Genomic DNA, 24,336 nt, shown 5'->3' on the forward strand with positions numbered 1-24,336 from the left:
TATTAATCCTCCTTAATATAATCGGAAACTTTTAATGTCTGGATACCTGAAATACCTGGCCTAGTTGCTGTAATGATGCAGCACGCAATTAGTAGCGGGGAAATCAGGTAGACAAACCAAGGGTTTACTACAAAACGGAATGTTGTTGCTCCAAAAGAAGAAACGATTGCCACACCAACAAGCTCTCCTAATGTATTAGCCAGAATAGTCCCTATGATTAATCCAAGTATAAGCACAGTGATTGAGCGCGTAAGATACTGTCCACGAATATCCTTACTGGTAAATCCAATTGATTTCAGTATTGCTATAGGATGACGGTCTTTCGTCACTATCATTCTTATAAATAGCATAGTAACTAGTAGTGTGATCAGGATAGTTGTTCCTATGGCTGCAGTGGAAGCCATTTTGACTGCGTCCCGTATTGATCCAAGCATCTGCTTAATGCTTTCGTCTATCCCTGTAATCTTAGCGAAAGGGAACTGTTCTCTGTACTGTTCTATTGCCTCATTTACACTCTTTCGGTCTAGGAACGTGACCGCTATACCTACACTCAAAACATCTCCACTATTTGTATCAAAAATGGCTTGTGCTGTTCGTCCACCATTGGTGACATCAGAGTAAACCCCGCACACCTTCAGGTGCTTTTCTGAGCCGTCAACCATTAAAACGATCTCATCCCCAACAGTTTTTTCAAGGTCTTTAGCATTGAGATTTGAGAGGGCAATCTCTGACTTTAATTGCGGAGCATAACCTTTGGAGTAGGTGATAGGAAATACAGAGTAGTCACCAAATGCTACCATAAGTTTCTCCGTCCTCCCTTCGTCTGTTATCCTGTCTAACATCCTGCTAGTAAACAAAGTATAATTTTCAACATTCTTATCCTCCACAAGTACATCAACAATTTCATTAGCTTTCCCCACAACATCCTCTACCTGTGTCCTCATCACCCCAATATTAGCATCACAAATTCCCATTCCCATATAGGTAATGAAGCTTTTCGCAGAAATAGTACTACTGATATTTTGTGGCACAATCATAATAAATGAAGAAATTATCAGCACCATCAACATCGTAATATACAGTTTTTTCCTTGATAGAATATCCTTGATTCCAAGAAAAATATTTCTAGAGAAGACCCTGTTATCGCTCAGACGGAATGTTCTTGAAAATTTCGATTTTTCCCTTGGAGCTCCAAACCTCACTGCTTGCGCCGCAGATATTTTACGGAAGCGCTTTAACACACTGTTCACATACAACATGACAACTCCGAAAATTAGCATAGCCCCCAAAACTCCCCAGAGTAAGCCAGGAATTTCGCTTCTACTTTCTCCCATATATAAACTAATATTTTTCATAAAATGCGTTTGAAGAGGTAGAGAAACCAAAAAACCTAACGCACATGCTACTCCCGCTATAGCTCCGTATTTTGCAAGGTAGAGTTTTTTAATCAGAGATACACGTATACCAATAGCCTTAAGTACACCTATTTCCTTATAATCCTCTTCAATTTTAGCCAGTAGCGTAAAGCGGATGCACAAAAATGTCACAATTATAACAAGGAGACTTATTAACATCAGCACAGCAATCATGATGCCGTCTGTAATGCCATTTATCATCTTTACTTGTTTGTAAGTGATAGCAGGAGGTCCGTTTGCAGGAAGTCCAGCATTAATATAATCTGCCTCAAAAGCAGGGAAGGAAACATCCTCTGCTAGTCTAAACTCAATAAGGTATTCTAGCTTTCCAAACTCTCGGACTCTTTCAAAATCTGCTTGGCTCACAAGAAACCTCTTTGAACTTACAAGGGTAGCATTCATTACAGAATCCCTTAAAAAACCAGCTACCGTAAAGGAAATATCGTGTATTTTCACCTTATCGCCAAGTGCCACGTTTCCTTCTTTCATATAATATATTGGAACATATATTTCTCCATCATTAGGATGTATAACTTCACCATCTAAATTAAGTAGGAAGTCGAATTTCTTACCCTGCACAGAAAGTCCGTTGTCCTGTATACTTCCAGCAAGGGAATCGTCACCTATTACAATGTCCGCACCCTCGATGTTAAGGAACTCTAACACCTGATAATCCTCAACTTTATCATTATCCTCTGCAAAACTTTGCAACTGTCCCCTATCTACGTCTCCTGTGTGCATTTGCATGAAATGGAGTGATTTTGCAGAAACAAGCATATTATCTATAGCACCAAACAGATTTACTGTCATAGATGCAGCCAAAGCAGTTAGCATGGAGGCAACGAGAATAAAAGCTGTAATTGTCACGGTAATTAGCTTACTTTTTCGTATATCATTTTTAATAATTTTTCCATACATCTTTATACCTCCCCCTTTCTGCATTCTGAAACTTTTGGGAACCTCAAAACAAACATCTTTGTATAAGGAGCAGGTGCGTCTAATACGAAAACTTCTCCGGAATGCTGTTCCATTACCTTTTTCACAATTGCAAGTCCAAGTCCTGTTCCACTATTGGTACTTCTTGAATCATTTCCTGAAACAAAAGGCTCAAATAGATTCCTAGAAATAGACTCTGGGATAGCCGCTCCGTTATCAGCAATTTGTATCTCAACTCTATTGTATTCCTCAGTAATCCTTACAGACAACTGGCTTCCAACAGGGTTATGTCGGATAGCATTAGTCAGTAGATTACCAATGGCACGCTGGATTTCTAACGAATCTGCCAGGTAAAATATAGGCTTATCTGGCAGATGCAGCTCCAACTTCATCTGTTTGTTTTCGATTTCACCAAACAAAGTGGCACAAGATACTCGGAGTAGCTCTACAAGGTCAACCTTAACTAAATTCATCTGGTATTCCGAAGTTCCCATCTTTGAATAGGAAAGTAATTGGTCAATCAATTGATTCATCTGAGCAGACTTAGCTTTTATAGCCAAATTGTATTCTCTCTGTTTGTCCACATCCTCTACCATACCATTTGCCAAGGCCCCTGCGTATCCATAAATTGTTGTCATGGGAGTTTTCAAGTCATGGGCAATATGGGAGAAAAGTCTCATTCTCTCATTTTCCATTATCATTCGCTTTTCTTCAGAATCCTTTAGCTTTCGCGCCATAAAATTGAAAGCATCTCGCATTTCTCCAAACTCTATTTCTGTTTCAAAGTCCAGCGTAGTGTCTAAGTGACCAGCTGTAACCTCATTGAAACCCTCTTGCATTTTCTTCACAGGTTCCATGATTTTTCTACTGACTCCACGTCCCAAAAAAATAACCCCTATAAAATATACCGCAGCCGTGATAAGATTCCAGACAACCGAAAGTGTGATTTGAAGTTTTTGTGTCTCCTCCTCAAGAGGGGAAGATGCCAGTTCTGAAAAATTCATCCCGTTATTTAATGTAAACAGGCTGAATAAAACCTCCAATATCAGAAGCATAAGTGCAATTCCCAGGCTATAGACGATAAAACTACGCATGATTACGCTTTTGAAGCTGCGCTTTTTCTTCATTTACACACCTCCAGACGATATCCTAATCCTCGGACTGTTCCAATAGATACTGCTCCTTCTTCGGGAAGTTTTCCTCGTAGCTTGCTGATTGCAACCATCACCGTATTATCGTCTACGATACTTCCCTCCTGCCATGCAGCTTCATAAATCTGCTGTTTGGTATATACACGTCCGGGACTTTGCATAAATAGCTTCATAATGTTAAATTCAGTGGCAGTAAGAGGAATTGTTACTCTGCCAAAGTTAAGTTTGCAAGCATAAATATCCATACACAACTCGCCTGCAATTAGTAAATCTACTTCAGAATCTGCCACATATCCATTATAACGACGTAGTTGAGCTTTAATTCTAGCAATAACTTCTAATGGATCAAAAGGCTTTGTCACATAATCATCAGCACCAAGGTCAAGCCCAAGTATTTTTTCATGATTTTCTGTTTTCGCACTAACAATAATAATAGGAATATTACTATTCTCTCTCAAAGCTTTGATAAGCTGATAGCCATCAAGCTCTGGCATCATAATGTCTATAACAGCCAAATCAACCTGCATGGATTTAGCTTGTTTAAGTGCCTCCAAGCCATTTTTAGCCTGTATCACAGAATATCCGTCCTTTTCTATATATAACCTCAGAAGCTCACGAATTTCCTTCTCATCATCTACAATCATAATATTTTTATTCATGGTTTCACCTCTCTCTTTTGTCTTATAATACCTTCGAGCCTTAAGTTAATTATAGTTTCCCTATCTTTCAGTTAAACACGGTTAACCTTAACATTACCTTAAGATATTTTCTGCAATCAGCCTGTTAATGCTGAATAATATACTAAGTGTAAATTTCTTTTTTCTTCTGCCAAAGTGCAATACTTTTTCTGTAAATGGACTCTTCTGCTTATTAAATATTACTAACTAAATTTTAACACATTATTTTCCTACAAAATTATTTGAGGATAAAATAAATGCCACTCAAAAGGATATCCTCCCTTTAAGTGGCATTTATAAATCTCTAAAATTTAAAACTCCCTACAACCTTAGTAGTCCTATCATAATAATCCTTAGAAACTTCTTCAACTCCTTCACAAATCTCTTTTAGATTACAATGGCTACACTCTTTAATTACTCCATTTTCAAGTAAAGAGCAGCTTAACTCATCATCATAAGTAGAATTTTTAATTGCTAAGGCAATCTGCAGCTTATCAAAGCTCTGTCCCTCTTGTTTAGAACTTACAGTTATCCTATCTTTTATCATCTTAACACCTCCTATCAAAATAAACACCTTTGCCCTGTAGAGGCTTCTTCCCAAGCCTCATCAAATCATCTACCTGTACACTGAGAATATATGCACATCTGATCTGTAGAGACTTCTTCTCAAGTCTCATTAAACTCCTTCTAGACGTAAGAAATTAATCAAAAACTTAATTTCACCTCTACGCAAAAGATATACACCTTAATACTGTAGAGGCTTCCTCCCAAGCCTCATCAAATCATTTAACTGTACACTCAGTATATATGCAAATCTCAAAATTATTGCTGAACTTTTTTATAAAATATTGATTTATGCAACCTGATGTTTGTTATAAGTACGTATAGCAAGAAAAAGAAATACAGGAATTTCAATTATTGCAGCGGCTATTATTACGTAAGGTGTCCAAATGCTCACCTGACCAATATGCAGATAATTAAAGCTGGTTAACTGGTAAAGTAGACTATTTTGTGTACCTACTCCTGCTGATGGTAATATAAAAGTAAACCAATTTGCTCCAGCTGAATAGGTGAATATAGGAAGTAAGCAAGTTACAATGGCAATTAGGATAACAGTAAGTGAATCTTTGCATTTAGCTGACAAAAACAGTGTGAAACTAACAGTTGCTAATAAGGAAATAATTCCTCCTATTGCCAAGGTAATCTGAAGCTCACCTAAATTGAGTGCAGGTAGGCTGATAACTGAAAACAGCATCTGCATAGATGTTTTCATACACTCGGTTCCAAATGCTAGATTTGAAATGAGCAAATGAATTGAAATACATATTATAAATGTTGTAGTGAAAATAGTTAGTGCTGACATGATCTTTGCAATTCCTAGTTGAGAACGTCCATATTTTGTGCAGCGTAAAATGCTATCTGAACCTGTTTGGTATTCATTAGAAAACGTAGGAGTTGCAGCAGCTATACAAATAATGACTAATAGAAAAATAAACAGGACAATATAATCGAATGCGTCTCTTGAATATCCAGCGTAAAGCTTAAAAGGTCTACTTACTTCGGTATATTTTTTTATTGCATGCTCCTGTGCCCTTGGATATTCCTTCTGCTCCATCTGCATTATATTTTTCAGATGTTCAGCTGTCTGATCATAAAATCCATCCAATTTATCTGGATGAATATTCATTAGGCTTATTCCTTGACCAGTTTTGGAATTAGAATAGGTTTCTGGTAGCCTTCCTAACAAATTTTGAACTGGAAATACCTTTTTTATATAAATATTTGATGGGAATTCACCACTATTAATACTTTCTTCTCCATATGGTAAAACCGCTTTTTGATAGATATTCAAAGCTTCTTTCAACTTTTCCGAAGTAACTTCTCCATTATTTTCAGAGCGAAGTGACTTTTTATATTTAATTGCTTTTAATCCATTTAAATCTGCTACCTTATTCCCATTTTCATCATACTGATTTATATCTTCATACATTACGGGAAGCCAAGCCATCACCATAGACATGACTAATGCCATAAGTAATAAAATGATAGAACGACGTGATTTTAAAACACGCTTTATTTCAAGGCTATAAATACGAAACATTTACTCTTCCTCCTTAATGATATCTTCTTGTGGAAATAGCCATAAATATAAATCCTCCAAACGAGGTGGAGCCATTACTGAGTCGCTTGTTTTTGCCTCATCTGCTAAATAACGAATTGATACCTTATTATTACCCTCACTTCGTTGGTTAATAATACGAAGTTGCATTTCATACATTGACATTTTTTCAGCAGGTACTATACAGGTCCAAACCTTACCCGTAACTTTCTTCACCAATTCATTAGTTGTTCCTACATCAAGTATTTTTCCCGATTTCATAATGGCATTTTTAGTAGCAATATACTCTATATCAGATACAATATGAGTTGAAATAAGTACAATCCTGTCATGGGAAAACTCTGAAATAAAATTTCTAAACCTCACCCTCTCTCCAGGATCAAGCCCTGCTGTTGGTTCGTCCATTATTAAAAGTTTTGGGTCATTTAACATTGCTTGCGCAATCCCCACTCTACGTTTCATACCACCAGATAACTTGATGATTTTTTTATTTTTCACCTCCATCAAGGTAAGTGTATGCAGTAAGCCATCAATCTTTTTTTTCGTTTCGCGAACTGGAATGTCTTTAAGAGCAGCCACATACTCCAAATAGTCCTTTACTGTAAAATCTTGAAAAAAGCCAAAGTCTTGTGGTAAAAACCCAAATATATTTCTATATTCTTCACCCATTAAATGAATATCCTTACCATCAAAAAGTATTTTCCCACTGGTTGGTTTTAGAATATCTGCAATCATTCTCATAAGTGTAGTTTTACCAGCGCCGTTAGCCCCAAGAAGTCCCCATACACCAGGCGTAAGATTTAAACTTGCACCATCAACTGCAGTTTTATCCTTAAATTCCTTTTTTAGATTTTTAACTATTAACTCCATGTCTTTCTCCCTCTTTTTATAATACAAAGATAAAAATCCTTGTTCAGTTTTATTTTACTGAACAAGGATCTTTTAAACTTTAATATTAACGGGATAAATTCCTAAGAAAATCCTAATATCCTATTAATGTTTTACTAATTTTAAGTAGGAAGTGATATGGTAAAAGTAATCCTATTATTTTCACTTTGAGTCAAAATTTCTCCACCATGCAGACGAATAATTTCATTGGCAATAGAAAGTCCAAGACCTGCACCGCCACTATTGGATTTACGAGCAGAATCTAAACGGTTAAATTTTTCAAATATCTTAGACAGCTGATCTGGTGGAATAGTATCCCCTTGGTTTTCAAATCTAATATTAATCTTATTTTGTTCCTTATAGGCATAAATCAGAATTTCTGTATTAGGATAGCTGTAGGCAATGGCATTTTTAAGCATGTTGTTAAACACTCTAGCTAGTTTTTCAGAATCAGCATATACAGTCAAATCTTCATTTGCATTAAGTACAGCAGAATTACCTTTATAAGATAATACAGGATAAAATTCATCAATAAGCTGTACAAGCATATAGTATAAATCTACACTTGTTTTTGTTAATTGAATTTGCTGTGTATTATACCTAGTGATTTCAAAGAATTCATTAATGAGCTTTTCTAAACGCATAGATTTCTCCAAAGCAATTCCAACATATTTTGCTTTCTGCTCCACTGGCATATCAGGGGCTTCATCAAGCAAGCTTAGATATCCTATTACAGATGTAAGAGGTGTGCGAATATCATGTGCTAAATACATAACTAATTCATCCTTTTTACTTTCAGCCTCTCTTACAGCTTGCTGACTAAGCATAACAGCCATCTTTATTTGATTCATTTGTTTTTCCATATCTTTGAGTGGTTCAGATAATTCAATGGTTTTGTCATTTGATTGATATACTATTTTAATTGCATTCATAACTTCCTGCAAATATCCCCAAGGCTTCTTCCAGTAATGATAAAAAATATAGAAAAATCCTATAACCAAATATAGAAAATAGATAAAATCAATTCTAAGGTGTATCCAAAGAAAAAATACATTTGAAAATCTACTAAATATATAATCAAATAATATTGTTAAAATATACCCAGCCACAGTATAGATAATTAAAGTTATACAAAGTTTCACACGTAATTTCTTTTCTGTACCAGTATTCATCATTGCTATCACCTCCATATCGTAATTTTTTCTCCTTATCTTAAATAACAATTAAATTTTATACCCCACTCCCCATATGGTTTTGATATATTTAGGTTCATCAATAGTGTCACCCATCTTTTCACGCAAATGTCGTATGTGAACTGTGATAGTATTATTGCTTTTGCTATAATACTCATCTTGCCATATCTTATGAAACAACTCTTCCGAACTAACAACATTCCCCTTATTCTGTAGCAGGATACAAAGTATAGAATACTCCGTTGGTGTTAGTGAAATAGGATTTCCATCAAGTATACATTCATATGTCTTAGTATTAATTTCTAAACCAAAATAACTTAGAACTGTACTTGTATCAAATTCTTCTTTTACAGGATTGTACTTTTTATATCTACGCAACTGAGCCTTTACTCTAGCAATTAATTCAAGAGGACGAAAAGGCTTCGTTACATAATCATCTGCCCCCAGAGTAAGTCCAGTAATCTTGTCAGTTTCTTCATCTTTTGCAGTCAGCATAATAACTGGAAAGGTAAACTTCTCACGTATTTTCCTACAAAGATCAAATCCATTTAAATCAGGCATCATAATATCCAAAATAGCAAGGTCTAGCTCTGTATTTTCTATACAAACAAGAGCTTCTTTAGCTGAATAATATTTATATACGATATAATTTTCATTTTGCAAATAGACCTCTATAAGGTCTGCTATATCATGTTCATCATCTACCACGAGAATTTTATCATTCATAACTATTGTCCTCCTTTAAGCATATCTAAGATATTTAATTATTGTATCAAAATCTTCTTTGCTGTTTATGATTTCCTGCATAAGAAATTATTAAGATTTTCCTAACTCTATAACTTTTATAGTTACTCTGATAATAACAAGATAACCAGGAAATACGTACGAACTATTACTCTCATCATAATTATGATATTTTCAAATGTCAAATCCTAGGAATAAAGATAGATATATTTTTCCCTATATATCTATCTAGCTATATAACTATATATAGTGTTTATGCGGCTTCAGAGGGTTTTGCCAATAAAAACTGATGTAATTTTACATTAATTATTTTAACTTTTTCATATATCTAAGTTAAATAAGAAAATTTTGAGGAGATATGAGTATGAAAAAGAAAAGTTTTAAGAAAACAATTGCTGAAGATGAATTATCTTTTGAAGAAGATTTTGATGAAAGCGGATTTGATGTTGCACCTCTTGGAACACAAGTATCTAGTTTTTCTTTTTGTAATGATACCACTGAAGCAGATAACTTTAACAATATAGATTTTAATAATAACACCAAAGATATTTTCTTTACTAAACAAGCTAATAAAAAATCAATGGATAACCGCTATGGAAAACCAACTGCCAACGGGGCTGCTCCACCTATTGATGGTGAGCCTTTTAACCTTAAACGCTGCCACAACTACAGAGAATCAACTATTAGAAAGTTAAATGAACTTAAAGCAAAACATCCAGATGTTAATGTTTATTTATGTACCATACTGGATGAGGCCATTAATGTTTTTTATAATCTAACTTTTTATGAAAACAAAAAAGAATAATATGAATATTTTCTATTTATGCATATATCTTAAACAGCTAAGGATTTGATGAGACTTGAGAAAAAGTCTCTACAGGACAGAATCTAAAAGAAAGGGAGGTGATTTTCTATGGAAGTTAATGAATTAATAACCCTAATAGCCAACCTTGGATTTCCTGTTGCTATTAGTGCATATCTACTTATTAGACTTGAGAAAAACTTAAACAGTTTAACCGCATCTATAAACAAACTTAATACAATTATTTCAACTAAGCTTGGAGTGGTTATAGATAATGGAAATGATGATAAAATCGCATAATTTTTTATAAAAAGTTCAGCAATAATTTTAGGTTTGGCATATATCTTCAGTGTACAGGTGAATTTAAGTTTTTGATTAACTTCTTACTATCTAGAAAGAGTTTAATGAGACTTGTGAAGAAGTCTCTACAGTACAGAAGCTAAACGGATTTGATGAGGCTTGGGAAGAAGCCTCTACAGGACAGAAGTGCATGGAAAGGAGGTGAGGTATATGGCTGTTAGTAAGGTTTTAAGTTCTACTTCTCTTGCTATTGAAGTGGAGAATGGTGTTAATGGATCTGGCAAAGTTGTCTATAAGAAGAAAAACTTCTCAGGTGTTAAGATTAATGCTGCTCCCGAAAATGTATTTGATGTAGCTGAAGCCATCAAAGGTGTTTTAAGTAATCCTGCTCGTGATTACTTATTAAATGAAACATCAAAAATCGCTAATGTTTAAGTTTTAATCAATTTATTTTATTATAGAAAGGAGATGAAATTATGGAATATTCATTATCAATGACTTTTGTTACTGAAACTGGGGACAAGGTTTCCATGACAGTATCTGGTGTTAAGAGTGACATAACTAAATCTGAGATATCAGCTTTAATGGATACTATTATAGCTAAAGATGTTTTCTTAAGTAAAAATGGATCATTAACTGGTAAGTATACAGCTCAGTTAACCCAAAGAGCAGTTACTAAGTTTGATTTACAATAATCTTAGTATCTATTCTAAGTAAAAAAATAAATTAAGCGAACTATATTTTTAAGCACCTATCGACGATAGGTGCTTTATATAGTATAACTTTCTGAAATTTATAATTATTCTATAAAATAAACTTCTATTACTCTAAGTCTTCACCATTAGTTTCAATAACTTTTTTATACCATTCAAAGGATTTCTTTTTGGCTCTTTTTAATGTTCCATTTCCCTTATCGTCCATATCAACATAAACAAATCCATAACGTTTTTTCATTTCTCCTGTACCAGCTGAGACTAAATCTATACATCCCCAAGGAGTATATCCCCAAACCTCAACCCCATCATATTCAACTGCTTTTTTGATTTGTTTAATATGTTCCTTTAAATAGTCAATTCTATAATCATCATTAATTGAACCATCAGCTTCGATTGTATCTAAAGCCCCCAATCCATTTTCTACTATCATTAGTGGCAATTGATATTTGTCATAAAGCCTATTAAGAACTAATCTTAAGCCTTCTGCATCTATTGGCCATCCCCACTCTGATTCTTTTAGATATGGATTTTTTACACCAGCTAGCTGATTTCCAAATGAACCTTCAGAATTCTTTTTAGTAGATATAACTGAAGAATTATAATAACTAAAAGAAATAAAGTCTACAACTCCTTCTTTTAGGATATACTCATCACCTACCTCTTTCTTTAAAACAACATTTTGTCTGTCTAATTCTTTTAATTTATAAGAAGGATAATATCCTCTACATTGAACATCATAATAGAAATCTTTAAAACCTCTTGAAATTTCCATTTCAGCTATAGAATCCTTAGGATTGCAAGTCTCTGGATAGAAAAGAATATTAGCTATCATAAGACCTATTTTAAAATCTGGATTGATTTCATGTCCTAATTTAACAATTTTAGCATTTGCTAATAAAAGATGATATATTGCTTGTTGTTGCTTTTGTATATTAGAAGCATTCGTAATACCCAATTCTAGATAACTTCTCAAAAAATTAACCTCATTGAAGGTAAGCCAATATTTAACTTTATTTTTATATCTTCTGAAAATTGTATCACAATATTTTACAAAGAAATCTATTGTTCCTCTATGTAACCAGCCTTCATACTTAATAGCAAGGTTTAGCGGTAAATCAAAATGATTTATAGTTACTAATGGTTCAATTCCTTGTTTATGACATTCATCAAAAACTTCATCATAAAACTTCAAACCTTCTTCGTTTGCTATTTCATCATCCCCATTTGGGAAAATACGTGTCCAATTTATAGACATTCTAAAGGTCTTAAATCCCATTTCCCCCATTAGTGCAATATCTTCTTTATAATGATTATAAAAATCAGTAGCTACATGACTAGGATAATAGTTATTCTCCTCCACTATTGCTTTTGCATTTTCTGGTACATCTTCAAATCTTGATATTGTCTTTCTTTCACCATTTTCTAATTCAATAACTATCTTTCTTGGATTCTTCATATCACCGTCAGTAACTGTATCAGCAGTTGCTAGACCTTTTCCACCACTTAAATATCCACCTTCGTATTGGTTAGCGGCAGTAGCCCCACCCCATAAAAAATTTTTAGGAAAACTCATATTATTTATATCTCCTTTCAAACGTTACTTTTACTAATAAAATTTTGTAGTGCACCTATTAGGTTTGAATCGTTTCTAAACTTACACGCCACAACAGTAGGTGCTGGAAAATCCACTGGTATCATGGATGCTAATTCGTGTATATTTTTTTGTATATATTCAATTAAAATATTTTGTGCACTTATTCCTCCTCCTATAGCTATTTTTTTTGGATTATAAATGTATTGTAAATTAAATAATTGCACAACTATTTTATAACAATATTCATCTAATATTTCTAATACCTCTTTATCTCCTGAATTAGCATATTCAAATACTTTTTCACCATTTATCTCTTCCTCAGATATATTTTTCACTGAAGCTACTTCGTTTATAAGTGCGTTAACTCCACAGGTTCTTGCCCACATAGATTCCATTGGATTTTTTTTAGTGTTTGAGCTAGTCATAATAACACTAAACTCACCTGCAATAAAATCAGCACCTTTATGAAGTTTTTTATCCTTTATTATTCCTCCACCTATGCCTGTTCCTAATATTACTACTATTCCATCATTACAATCCGATAGATTACCTAATGAAGCTTCTGCAAGTGCAGCACATTTCCCATCATTCTCTATAGTTATAGAAGTCGGACATCTCTTTTTAAGTATATCAACCATATCTCTTTTATCATTATATGTTAATGCTCCACCAGTAAAAGTATATCCTCTATCACTATCAATTCGTCCTGGCATACTTATTGCAATACCTTCAATTTGATCTTTGTATATATCATAAATTTCTCCAATGACTTCAACAAATGTTTCTAAAGAATCTTTAGGCGTTTTAACCTTCCCCTTTTCTAAGAACTCTGATTCCCTGTTCATTAGTGCATATTTAATTGCACTTCCGCCTATATCTAGTACTAAATATTTCATTTGAATCCCCCTTGGTTATATTTGTTATTTCATATAGTTGAGTGATATCTCTATTGTAGATATAATAAAAAGTCTTTAGTATTCATTTTTTCCCCACGTAAATATTAAAATTATATTTACCTTCCTATATTTCCACTATTAATACCTGCATCACTACTTTCTAAAGGTAACCAATCAACCACTTTCTTTATATATCTGTTCCAGAAATCCCATTCATGTCCCCCAGGTCCTTCTTCATAAGTTATATCAAGACCAAGCTTTTCTACATAATTTCTAAAATCTCTGTTTGCTTCAATCAAATGATCCTGTTCGCCACATGCCATGTATATATTAGGTATATTGGCTTTCTTATCAATTAACTCTTTTAAAAGCCACTTAGGGTTTTTATCACTATTTTCGACTTTTGTAAGATCCCCAAAAAATTCTTCCACAAAGCTACGCCTCTCCAAAAAGAACTCGGAATCATTTGTTCTTTTATCAATATTATCAAGAATTAATCCAGCTGAAAGTGCTGCTACATAACCAAAAGTATCATTGTATTTTAAACCATTTCTAAGAGCTCCATATCCCCCCATTGAAAGACCTGCTATATAAGTATCTTCTCTTTTGTGAGATAAATGAAACATTTTTCTAGTTACTTCAACAAGCTCTTTTCCTATAAATTCTCCGTAATTATTTTGAGCTAATGGATTATCTAGATAAAATGCATTATCTCCTGAAGGCATAACAACAGCTAAGCCCTTTTCTTCTGCCCATCTCTGAATATTAGTCCCAGAAACCCAATCAGTATAATTACCAAATATTCCATGTAGTAAATATAAAGTCTTAAATGGTTTCTGTTCTCCTTCAACCATACCTGGTAATAAAATTCTATCAACTGGTAGTATCACATTAATAGTAACTGTCCTAAACAAAGATTTTGATATAAAATTAGCTTGAATTAGCGCCATATTAACAACTCCTTTAAATTTTTTGCATTTTTACTTAATTTTATAATTCGCTTTTAAGTGACGTTATCCTTTTCTTACTTATAAAATCAGTGATATATTTAAATATACTTTTTATTTATTGTCTTAATTCTCCAAAGCTAATACGATTAATAGAGTGTTCCCTAAACCAACTAATAACTTTGTCATGGCATAAGGTCTCAAGATCCTTACACCTAGGTGTAGTAAGAGTAGAATTATCTAAAATAAATTGATCTAAATATCCTGGATGAAAGTGTAACTCTACAATCTTGCCATCACAGTTTAAAATATTCAAATCATCGTTAAGTATGTTCTCAACAGAAAGTCCTTTTGACATTATGTTCATCATAGTTTTAAAGTCACTTGAGCCTACTGTTTCCTTATATCCATGTAAATTTTCAGAAAATAATGAAGCATGAATGTTATATTCTAATGCTATATCTTTAAATGCCTTTTCTACAACTTCTCCAAAAACTGAATGTCCTTCTATATGTTGTGGATAATAGCCAAGTAGTTCTTTAAATCTTTCCATCTGTGAAACAGTCTCTTTTTTTACATCTTCATATACAAAACTTTTGCTACCATTTCTGTAGTAAGAAGAACTCCAAAAATATCCGTTTTCATCTACTAGCGATGGAATATCTTTGGGATTAGAACAAGGTTTTCCTAATACTAAATTTGTATGCTGTCCTATAAATAAATCTGGAAAAGCTTTAGCTAATGAGACTGCATGTTCCGCTGCATCCATATTTACCATCAATGTTGTTGAAGATACAACACCATCTCTATATCCTTTAATAACACCGTAGTTAAATGCTTCTGACATACCAAAATCATCTGCATTGATAATTACATTAATCATTTCTGCCTCCTATCTTTTTTTAATATTGTTAAGGGGTGTTAATAAAACACCCCAAGTATCTATTTATTTCTATAGAGTTCTATAATTTCACGTGCCATAATTTCTAGCACTTCAGCACTCATCATTTGATCCTCAGAATGAATTAGCAATAATCCAGCTTCTATTTTCTTACCAGATGACTCATTTTCAATTAATACTTTGTGAAACTTATGTCCGTCCTGAAATAATTTTTTACCTTCATTCATTAAATTAGTTGCTTTATTGAAATCTCCCTTTTTTGCAGCTTGTATTGCCTCTACATAACAAGAACGTGCAGAACCTACTGCTGAAATAATCTCAAAGCAAGTCATCTCCAAACCTTCCATGGTATGATCTCCTTTCTATAATTTAAGCTAATTTAGATAAAGCCAATTCTAAAACCTTTTTGCCATTCATTGTTCCATAGTCTCTTATATCAATTACCTCTACTGGTTTATCTGCTCCAACTGATTCCCTTACATTTTCAAGAGCATAACGAATTTGAGGTCCTAACAATACTATATCTGCTTTATCTTTGTTTTTTTCTAATTCTGACTCAGGTATAGCCCATATTTCAGCTTCAAGCCCTTTTTCTTCAGCTGCTTGTCTCATTTTTTTTACCAATATGCTAGTTGACATCCCTGCTGAACAACATAATAATATATTAATCATTTTACATCTCTCCTTTATTAATTTACTGATACTATTAAATACTCTTATTCACCAATAGACTCTTCTTTCAAAGCTTGTCTATCTGCATATTTGAAAAATGGGAAGTATAATACTGTTACAGCTAAGATAGCGCAACAGATTCCTAAAGATGCAAATAATCCGGTGGTAATAGCAGCTCCTACTGGTGATAGCATTGTCCAAGGTAAGCTAATTGATGGATTCATTTTAGCATGAGCTCCAAGCTTAATAAATATCAAACCAACCAAGGCACCTACTGGTGTAGATAAAATCATTGGAATAAAGTAAATCGGATTAAACATTATAGGTACACCAAATATCAATGGTTCATTAATATTAAATAATGATGGTACAATAGCTAGTTTTCCCATTGTCTTATAACGTTCTGACTTTGCAGTTAGCATACAAATTGCTAATCCTAGTGTTGACCCAGCTCCCCCAAGTCCTATATATGCAGCTATTGCTGAGAAGGCAAAATAAGGTAACGGTTGTCCTGATTGGAATGCAGCAATATTTGCTGTACCAGCAGTTATAAGTACTGGCATATATACACTTAATATAGTGTTAGGATGTATTCCAAAGAACCATAAGAAATTTATAATCATAAATACAATTACAACAGACCAAGGTGATGCTCCGAATTTCATTATTGGTGATCCTATTGTTCCATTAATAAAATCGTATACATTACCATATGTTGTAGCAGCAAAACCAATACGTACAAACAATACAACTATAAAAACTATTATTGCTATAAAAGTTGGACTTAATGATTTAGATACCATTTCAGGCACGCTATCAGGCATTTTAATTACAAGACCTTTTTTATCGAGATAACAATATAAATGTGTTACTAGTAAGGCTATAATCATTCCACCAAAAATAGCTGTACTTCCTAAATAGTTTTTTGTTAGTGCAAGTATTGGTGCATTATCAACCATAACTTGTTGTGGCATTAGAATAATATATGAACCTAAAGACAACATACTAGCTGTCATGCCATCATGTCCTTTTAACTTTGCATAATTATATGCAATGGCAAATACAATGTATAATGCCATAAGCTGGGTTGTCCCATTAATGACGGCATTCATATGCACATCTACTCCAGTTTTTGCAAGAAAATCAGTCCAAGACTTTAGCGGAAAATTTACTGCTATTGCTATTAAGCAGGTTCCAAGAGTAAGTGGCATTGTGGCCATCATTCCCATTGTAAGGGCTTTTATGACTTTATTTTTATTTAATTTAGCCATTGGCGGCATAACCTTTTTTTCCATGGTTTCCATTATGTTAGACATATTTCATTTCTCCTTACTTTAATATAATAACGTACGGTTTAAAGGTAATTCTTTTTCATTATCTAACCTTTATTAGACATTTTAATTATAGATATTAAATTTGCAAATTCATTATCGTCAAATTTTACATTGAACTCTTCTTCTATAATTGAAAGATTTTTCTTTATGCATTTATATAAGTCATAGTTTTTGCTAATTATATCATCCTTAAAAACCTTTACTGGTATGATTGCTTTTTCGTGTATACGTTCTATACAGCAAGCTATGTGTATCATTAATGCTAGCCTTTGCTCCTGAGTAAAATTACACCCTTGCGTATGATTTATTTCATCAATTATTTTAATTAAATGTATCTTTAGCTTGTCTATATCAACCAATACCAATTCTTCTTTTAAATGATTAAAAATTGCGTCAAAGTTATCATTAAATTCAATATTGCTTGAATTTAAATTAAGTAATTGCTTTAACTCCCTTGCTTCATTTTGAAAAATATCTGTGATTGGTAGATAGCGTATCCCTAAAAGCTCTGGATCATATCCTCCTATAACGCAAAGTATATCGTATTTCTCTTTAAAATTATTAACTTCTTCTATTAATACATCTTTATCTATACCTGATAAAGGAATTACTTGAATATCATTAAGCTGTATATGTTTTTCAATATAGCTTTTTATCTGAATAGCAGCTCCTTTACCACTCATACATAAAGTCAGGATTACTTTTTTACTATTTGCTTTATAATAGTTCTCTTGATTTATAGGTAATAAAGAGGTGTAACTGTTCATTAAATTATTATGAATATCATCTAAACTCCCATCCATCATAACTTTCCTAGTACAATCCAGTGCTATCAAAGTAATAGGAACTTGCAACAACTTAATCTCTATTCCTGTCTCTGCTGAAATCATTTCAAACAATGTTTTAAATGATCCCATATCATATATGACAAATACTCCTTTTCCTTGATGTATTTTTATTATTAAGGATTTCAACTCTTCGTAAGCTATATTAGTACTTTTATCTAAAGGCATATCATAAGCATAGGTTTTATTACTACTCATAAAATTAACTACATTAACAATTGAACTTGCAGCCGAATCTCCATGAAGTGCAACTAAAACTACGGGATGTCTTTTTTCTATTTCTAATGAATCTTTGGTCATAAACATTGTTATAAATACTACTTCATCTATTGGAAGCCTCACATTAAATTCTCTTTCCAAAAGACTTATAAACTTCATACAATACCCATATTCATCATTATATCTTGTTATAATCTCCATTATTTGTTCGTTGCTTAATCTTTGTCCTCTATTTTTTCTGCTCAAAGTTGAGTTCAAATGCAAGCACAAGCTATAGAATATTGATATAGGATATACCTTGTTAAATTTCTGTGTTGCCTTTTCTAAAAATTCTTTGACCATTGTTATAATACGACTATTTACGATTTCTGATAGCTGATCTTCATTAATAACTTGATTGGTTAGTCTTTTACTATACTCCTTAAACTCAGTTTCAATATCTATACTTATTATTGTATTTATATCCTGTTCTTCAATTCCCCTTTGTCTAAGCTCGTTTACTTTCTCATCTATCCAATCATACATACTCTTTTGATCTGTTAAACTTTTTTCATTAATAGAAGTTATTGTAGATTCTGTTATAGAAAACTTATACTCATAATTATCAGATATCAGTTCTTTTATATCATTTTTATGATTTTTAAAATTTAGTAGTCCAGTCCTCACATTATAAGGAAAGTCTGACATGTAAATCCATATGTTGTTTTTTTCAGTATTAAATTCTCTTACATATGCATTGGCACACCCTAATTGAATATCTCTCTTTAATTGTTTTATATTTGCTTCACAATTATAAAGTAATAAGCATATCATAAGTTCCGAATTAATATTAAGAATTTTATTACTCCTCTTAGCTTCGATAGAAAAGAACCTTTCAATCATTTCAAGTCTTTCTTTTAATGTTCGTTCTTCTAACTTTGATATTTGAATCTTAATTGAGAAATAGCTGTTATAAGTATCAATTAAATTTTTGTTTACGTTGTCATTCATTGCACATATTATGATGACATCGGTATTATTTTTCATATTGTTGTTATTTTCAACTATTCTGACTAGATTATCTCTTCCAATAGTAGGAAGCAACTCAATATTATCGATAAATAGTACTCCGCCTCTAGCCTGTTCCACAAAATTATCTCTATCTTTTCCAAACAGCTCTTCAATCATAAGTTTTGAATTATCATTATAAGTATTACAGTTAAATTTAATAAATGGAGCATCCTCTTTTATGATTTTATTCTCAATTGCAAAATGGTACATTAAATTAGCAAAATAACTTTTACCTGCTCCTGATGGTCCTAGTATTAATGAATGTAAGCTATGTTGTGGATAAAGAATTGCAGCCTTGGCCAATTGAACTGCATTCTTAAGACTTCCGTCACAACCAATTAATTGATTAAAGCAAGATTGTTCTCCATTTTGGAGAGAGTGTTTTGTTCTAATTTTATATAGAACCGGTCGACCATTAATCTTTTCAACAATCCCTTCTTTAACCAAAGTATTTAATATACTGCTTATATTGGTCCTCTGCATAACTAAACATTCAGATAAGTATTGTGTAGATACCCCTTTAGATATTTCATAATTGGTTGAGTCTGAATTCTCTTTCATAAATTGAAGAATTATTTCTCTATTAGTCTTCATCAAAATACCTCCCAAAGAAGCTATACACTTAATACTATAGATAAAAGATACTATATGAATTTTAGTGTGTCAATAACGCTAAAATGCTCATTTTTCATAGATTTTTAATACACTGTATTATCTATTTGTACACTATTTGATTAATTATATAGATACACTTATTCTAGTGTTCAAAATCATTTTTATCTTTTTCTTAAGTGTGTAGCAGTTTTATACACTCTTAATTTTATATGTAAAATATTACATACACAACTTTTCTTAATTTAAATATATATTTTACCTTTTATTCATTATTTGTTAACCTTTTATTAACATTTGAATTTCCTTTACCTCCCCTTAGTACTTTGACTTATAGTATTCATATTTTTCTTGCCATATAAAAAGGTTTAGCATTTCGCTAAACCTTTTTTTTGTATTCCCTACTTTTTGTATAACATTGAAGAGCTTTGTAAGTCTATTTTACTTTTTCTAAAGCATACATTATATTTCCTTCTTTTCCGTCAGCTCTACTATGCCCATTATTAGTTTTTCTAGCTGCAAATAATTTATATCCGTGAATCTCTACCGGCTCACGATCATCTTTTCCTCCAAGAATTAAATCACAACACTCTATAACATTATCTAATAAATCTTTATTGGAGAAGAATGTACCATGATTACGATATACTGTATTATATAAATGTTCATATTTCTTTAAATTTAATAGACTATTTTTATATTCTGATACATTTGATGAATATTCATCAAATAATAAAACACCTACTCCGCAAGCATCTCCAAAAATTATAGATTTTTCTTCTTGAATAAGAGGGCACATCATTCCTGGTGTATGTCCTTTCACAAGAATCATCTTAATTGTAATTCCTCCTAAGTCAAAGATGTCACCATCTTTTATATCTTTGATTTCTCCAACTCTCGTTGGAACAATATCCTTTTCTTTAACATGAGCAGTCTGTGGAAATGCTTTTGTTTCTTTGATCCTTAACTTCATATCTCCATGATTCTTAAATACAGGCATATCATCAAGATTCATATATACTTCATCAAATAGAGCTGCTCCCCCCATATGATCATAGTGCCCATGAGTTAATATTAGAAATATAGGTTTATCTGTCAATGTCTCAGCATACTCTTTAATATTTCCATAACCACAACAAGTATCTAAAAGGCAGGCTTTATTGTCTCCAACTATCAGATAACAACATACTCCACTAAATTCAGTAATACGATATAATCTATCACTTAATTTCTCTGATTTAAAAAGCTCCATTTTATCACCTCTAATTTATATTTTCATCAAGTTTCATAAATAACATAACTACAAAACCTATGATAAGAGATGCAGCAACAGTTATTACTAATGCAACATAATTGGATGTCGAACCTCCTACAAAAGCCGCTAATCCATAAACTCCATTAGATGTATTTAATACATAAGCAGTAAGTTTTAATAATCCTGCAACTAATCCTGCACCAAAACCTGCAATAGCTCCAGCATATAACGGTGTTTTGTAAGTAACTGATATACCATATAATAAAGGTTCTCCTACTCCTCCTAAAAACCATGTAGTTATATATCCAAAAGTCAAAGATTTTTTCTCTCTATTTTTAAATTTAAATATACATGCTATAGCTACCCCTGTTCCTGCCCAGCTTGCACATAATATTCCAGGTAACAAGAAGTTATCATAGCCTATGGTTGGGAATGTAACAAATAAGTAAGTAAATAATAGAGGATGCATTCCAGTTAACACTAATATAGCAAAAGTTCCTCCGATTATAGCTACGCCTAGTGGACCCGCAACTCTATTTATAGCTAATATTCCTTCACAGACATAAGTTCCTAAAAATCCTCCCAAAGGTCCAAGAACAGATAATGCTAGAGGTAGCATTACAATTAATGTTCCAAAAGGAATTAAAAATACCTTTAATACATCTGGAGAATATTTCTTAAAGAATTTTTCTACATATGACATAACCCAAACAATTAGCATCATCGGAATAATTGTACTTGAATATCCTTGTATTATGGTTGGGATTCCATAAACACTAAATGAAACCTTATTTTGAGCCATATTTATAAAGGTAGGGTGTATAAGTATTCCACCAAGTAACATACCTATAGCTTGATTACATTCAAACTTTTTAGCAGCTGTATATCCTACAAAAACTGGTAGGAAGTAGAACCCTGCATCCCCTACAAAGGTAAATAAAGTATAAATATCACTTGTATCTGATACTACCCCTAACAAACTTGGACCAATAATAGCTGCAATAGTTTTACATAGTGATGCAGCTAAAAGAATAGGTATTAATGGTGTCAAACTTCCTGCAAGATAGTCAAATACAGTGTTTATAATGTTCTTAAAAGATTTCTTTTCTTGTATTTTTTCTTTTTTGACTTCCACAACGTCTTTATGAGTTACTAGTTTTATTACTTCATCATATAAGCTACTTACCTGAGGCCCTATAATTAATTGAAACTGCCCACCTTTATCGACTACTCCCATAACACCTTCAATTTTTTTAACTTCTTCAGCATCTACAATTTCTTTATCTCTTAAATTAAACCTAAGCCTTGTTGCACAGTGAGCAACATTATTAACATTTTCATTTCCCCCAATTTTCTTTATAATTTCTTTTGCTAATAATTCATAATTCATACAAATTACCTCCATCTTATAATTAATGATTTTAATTAATAAAATAAAGGTCTAGCCGGCCTTACCGTAACCATCCAGTTAAAAAAAACTCACCTCCATTAATAACACTATATAATAAGTAAAACTCTCTTTTTAACTAGTTAGTTTTACTACATGCAACATTAAATATATAAGCTCTCCATCAATAGGTTCTGAATATTTCGAGGAAATATAGTCTACAATTTTCTCAACACAGTCGTATTGTTTTGGATATTCTTTTCTCATCATATTTAAGAGATTATCCGAGGTATCTATTTCAAGACTTTGTTTATTGACAATTCTTTCGAAAAAAAACTTAAGATGAATAATAAATCTATTGTATGCCAAGCTGTCTTTATCTACTTCTAAATTAAATTCTTCTTCTATAATAGAATATACCCTATCAATCATTGCTGTAATATCAAAAACTTTCTCAAATTCTACATTCATTTCAGCATTTACAATATGCAAAGCTATAAAACTGGCCTCATCATCTGATACCTTTATATCAAATCTCTCTCTGATTATCTCAACTGCCTTTAAGCCTGCCTTATACTCTTCTTTATACATACGTTTAACATCCCATAATAAAATATTATTAAATGTTATTCCCATAGATATTCTTTCTAGTAAATTAGAAATATGATCAGTTAAAGTTACATATATCTTGTCACTTAACTTTTTATCAATATTTTGTTTTATAGCTTCAATAACTTCTTCACTTACTTCAATACAGTCGCTAGGTATATTAATTATTATTTCTTGATAATTACGACTTGTTTCTTTATTATCAAGAACAAATTTTTTTTCTATCTTGCTTTCATCAATCTCATCTCCAACTGCCTTCTTAAAAGCTATTCCCTTACCTTTAACAATAACTTCTTTTCCAGTGGTATCTAATGTAACTACTGCATTATTATTTAATATGTGTTTTATATACATATCTCACCTACATTATTTCAAGAATATAATCACCATGCTTAAGAGTATCCTTTGAAATATAATTAATAGAATTAAAATCCGATGTATTAGTTATAATTATCATAATATCACTTTCATATCCTAAATTTTTTATTAAATCTACATCAAATTCTATTAACTTATCTCCAATATCAACAACATCACCTTGTTTAACTAAACCAGTAAAACCTCTTCCATTAAGTTCCACAGTATCAATACCTATGTGTATTAGCAACTCTACCCCCTCTTTAGTCTTAATTCCTAATGCATGATTAGTCGGAAATAGCATTGTTATTTCACCACTAACAGGTGCATATACTATCCCATTACTCGGAGTTACAGCTATACCATCCCCCATCATTTTACTTGCAAAAGCTTCATCATTTACATCATTTAACAACTTCATTTCTCCATCAATAGGACTTACTACTTTCATTTCAACGTCTCCTTTCAAAACAAAAAAGACCTGTTTCAAGAATAAATCTTAGAAACAGGTCTTGCTTAACTTAATAATAACAATCCTAAACTCTATGTTTTTATTATATCATAAATAAAATACATCGCAACTGTTTACATCAAATATTTTTTCTCATCACTTTTTACTAATTCAATCAGCTAGGTTTCCAGCACTTTAAAATTGATCTTAAAAACTTAAACATTATATATTATATAAAGTTGAACTTTTCAGTTTCATATTTTGCT

General features: G+C 32.2%; 24 protein-coding genes. 4 read left to right on the forward strand and 20 right to left on the reverse strand.

The features are described 5' to 3' along the window. Window positions 1–2 precede the first annotated feature (2 nt). The 8 genes from BUA92_RS05600 to vanR all read right to left on the reverse strand — a co-directional run bounded on the left by BUA92_RS05600 (window position 3) and on the right by vanR (window position 9,105). Window positions 3–2,333 carry an ABC transporter permease gene (locus BUA92_RS05600; RefSeq protein WP_073017584.1) on the reverse strand — a complete coding sequence of 777 codons (2,331 nt, stop codon included), beginning with the start codon at window positions 2,331–2,333 and terminating at the stop codon, window positions 3–5. Between the two features lie 2 nt (window positions 2,334–2,335). After that, complete coding sequence (locus BUA92_RS05605) at window positions 2,336–3,478, reverse strand: HAMP domain-containing sensor histidine kinase (RefSeq protein ID WP_073017586.1); 1,143 nt, start codon at window positions 3,476–3,478, stop codon at window positions 2,336–2,338. Then, window positions 3,475–4,146, reverse strand: coding sequence for a response regulator transcription factor (locus BUA92_RS05610; protein WP_242950065.1), 672 nt, complete (start codon window positions 4,144–4,146; stop codon window positions 3,475–3,477). Before BUA92_RS05610 ends, BUA92_RS05605 begins: the two co-directional genes overlap by 4 nt. A gap of 337 nt (window positions 4,147–4,483) precedes the next feature. Continuing rightward, complete coding sequence (locus BUA92_RS05615) at window positions 4,484–4,726, reverse strand: hypothetical protein (RefSeq protein ID WP_073017591.1); 243 nt, start codon at window positions 4,724–4,726, stop codon at window positions 4,484–4,486. 306 nt (window positions 4,727–5,032) lie between these two features. Then, window positions 5,033–6,280: an ABC transporter permease gene (locus BUA92_RS05620; protein ID WP_073017593.1), complete on the reverse strand. Its 1,248-nt coding sequence runs from the start codon at window positions 6,278–6,280 to the stop codon at window positions 5,033–5,035. Then, a complete protein-coding gene (locus BUA92_RS05625; RefSeq protein ID WP_073017595.1) occupies window positions 6,281–7,168 on the reverse strand; it encodes an ABC transporter ATP-binding protein in 888 nt (295 codons plus the stop codon). It lies immediately after the preceding gene. 140 nt (window positions 7,169–7,308) lie between these two features. Further along, window positions 7,309–8,409 (reverse strand): ATP-binding protein, encoded by a 1,101-nt coding sequence (locus BUA92_RS05630; RefSeq protein ID WP_423236806.1) that lies wholly within the window; start codon window positions 8,407–8,409, stop codon window positions 7,309–7,311. Then, a complete protein-coding gene (vanR, locus tag BUA92_RS05635; protein ID WP_073017599.1) occupies window positions 8,410–9,105 on the reverse strand; it encodes a VanR-ABDEGLN family response regulator transcription factor in 696 nt (231 codons plus the stop codon). Between the two features lie 382 nt (window positions 9,106–9,487). Here vanR and BUA92_RS05640 point away from each other — a divergent pair, with 382 nt between their 5' ends. From BUA92_RS05640 to BUA92_RS05655, 4 genes are all read left to right on the forward strand, one after another. Then, on the forward strand, window positions 9,488–9,928 hold the full coding sequence (locus tag BUA92_RS05640; RefSeq protein WP_073017602.1) for a hypothetical protein: 441 nt from the start codon (window positions 9,488–9,490) through the stop codon (window positions 9,926–9,928). 108 nt (window positions 9,929–10,036) lie between these two features. Next, on the forward strand, window positions 10,037–10,225 hold the full coding sequence (locus BUA92_RS05645) for a YvrJ family protein (protein ID WP_073017604.1): 189 nt from the start codon (window positions 10,037–10,039) through the stop codon (window positions 10,223–10,225). A gap of 210 nt (window positions 10,226–10,435) precedes the next feature. Beyond that, window positions 10,436–10,660 (forward strand): DUF1659 domain-containing protein, encoded by a 225-nt coding sequence (locus BUA92_RS05650; RefSeq protein ID WP_073017606.1) that lies wholly within the window; start codon window positions 10,436–10,438, stop codon window positions 10,658–10,660. Window positions 10,661–10,701: 41 nt separating this feature from the next. Then, entirely contained in the window at window positions 10,702–10,920 is a 219-nt protein-coding gene (locus tag BUA92_RS05655) for a DUF2922 domain-containing protein (RefSeq protein ID WP_073017608.1), read from the forward strand. Between the two features lie 127 nt (window positions 10,921–11,047). Here the strand turns inward: BUA92_RS05655 and BUA92_RS05660 are convergent, their stop codons facing one another. From BUA92_RS05660 to BUA92_RS05715, 12 genes are all read right to left on the reverse strand, one after another. Next, window positions 11,048–12,514, reverse strand: coding sequence for a glycoside hydrolase family 1 protein (locus BUA92_RS05660; protein ID WP_073017610.1), 1,467 nt, complete (start codon window positions 12,512–12,514; stop codon window positions 11,048–11,050). A gap of 17 nt (window positions 12,515–12,531) precedes the next feature. Next, window positions 12,532–13,431, reverse strand: a complete 900-nt coding sequence (locus tag BUA92_RS05665) for an ROK family protein (RefSeq protein WP_073017612.1) — start codon at window positions 13,429–13,431, stop codon at window positions 12,532–12,534. A gap of 116 nt (window positions 13,432–13,547) precedes the next feature. Beyond that, window positions 13,548–14,381, reverse strand: coding sequence for an alpha/beta hydrolase (locus tag BUA92_RS05670; RefSeq protein ID WP_073017614.1), 834 nt, complete (start codon window positions 14,379–14,381; stop codon window positions 13,548–13,550). Between the two features lie 115 nt (window positions 14,382–14,496). Next, the gene (locus BUA92_RS05675; RefSeq protein ID WP_073017616.1) at window positions 14,497–15,261 is read right to left on the reverse strand and encodes a ChbG/HpnK family deacetylase; all 765 of its coding nucleotides are present in this window, start codon (window positions 15,259–15,261) and stop codon (window positions 14,497–14,499) included. A gap of 59 nt (window positions 15,262–15,320) precedes the next feature. After that, the gene (locus BUA92_RS05680) at window positions 15,321–15,626 is read right to left on the reverse strand and encodes a PTS sugar transporter subunit IIA (RefSeq protein WP_073017618.1); all 306 of its coding nucleotides are present in this window, start codon (window positions 15,624–15,626) and stop codon (window positions 15,321–15,323) included. A gap of 22 nt (window positions 15,627–15,648) precedes the next feature. Next, the gene (locus tag BUA92_RS05685) at window positions 15,649–15,951 is read right to left on the reverse strand and encodes a PTS sugar transporter subunit IIB (RefSeq protein ID WP_073017620.1); all 303 of its coding nucleotides are present in this window, start codon (window positions 15,949–15,951) and stop codon (window positions 15,649–15,651) included. A 44-nt stretch (window positions 15,952–15,995) separates the two neighbouring features. Beyond that, a complete protein-coding gene (locus BUA92_RS05690) occupies window positions 15,996–17,267 on the reverse strand; it encodes a PTS sugar transporter subunit IIC (protein WP_083553419.1) in 1,272 nt (423 codons plus the stop codon). Window positions 17,268–17,329: 62 nt separating this feature from the next. Then, window positions 17,330–19,993: a PRD domain-containing protein gene (locus tag BUA92_RS05695; protein WP_073017622.1), complete on the reverse strand. Its 2,664-nt coding sequence runs from the start codon at window positions 19,991–19,993 to the stop codon at window positions 17,330–17,332. Between the two features lie 454 nt (window positions 19,994–20,447). Next, a complete protein-coding gene (locus tag BUA92_RS05700) occupies window positions 20,448–21,263 on the reverse strand; it encodes an MBL fold metallo-hydrolase (protein ID WP_073017625.1) in 816 nt (271 codons plus the stop codon). A gap of 10 nt (window positions 21,264–21,273) precedes the next feature. Further along, window positions 21,274–22,656 carry a PTS transporter subunit EIIC gene (locus tag BUA92_RS05705; protein ID WP_073017627.1) on the reverse strand — a complete coding sequence of 461 codons (1,383 nt, stop codon included), beginning with the start codon at window positions 22,654–22,656 and terminating at the stop codon, window positions 21,274–21,276. Window positions 22,657–22,788: 132 nt separating this feature from the next. Beyond that, window positions 22,789–23,616, reverse strand: coding sequence for a BglG family transcription antiterminator LicT (gene licT / locus BUA92_RS05710; protein ID WP_073017629.1), 828 nt, complete (start codon window positions 23,614–23,616; stop codon window positions 22,789–22,791). A gap of 7 nt (window positions 23,617–23,623) precedes the next feature. Further along, window positions 23,624–24,070 carry a PTS sugar transporter subunit IIA gene (locus BUA92_RS05715; protein WP_073017631.1) on the reverse strand — a complete coding sequence of 149 codons (447 nt, stop codon included), beginning with the start codon at window positions 24,068–24,070 and terminating at the stop codon, window positions 23,624–23,626. Between the last annotated feature and the right edge of the window lie 266 nt (window positions 24,071–24,336).

Source organism: Clostridium intestinale DSM 6191 (assembly GCF_900130055.1).
Classification (GTDB): domain Bacteria; phylum Bacillota; class Clostridia; order Clostridiales; family Clostridiaceae; genus Clostridium_T; species Clostridium_T intestinale.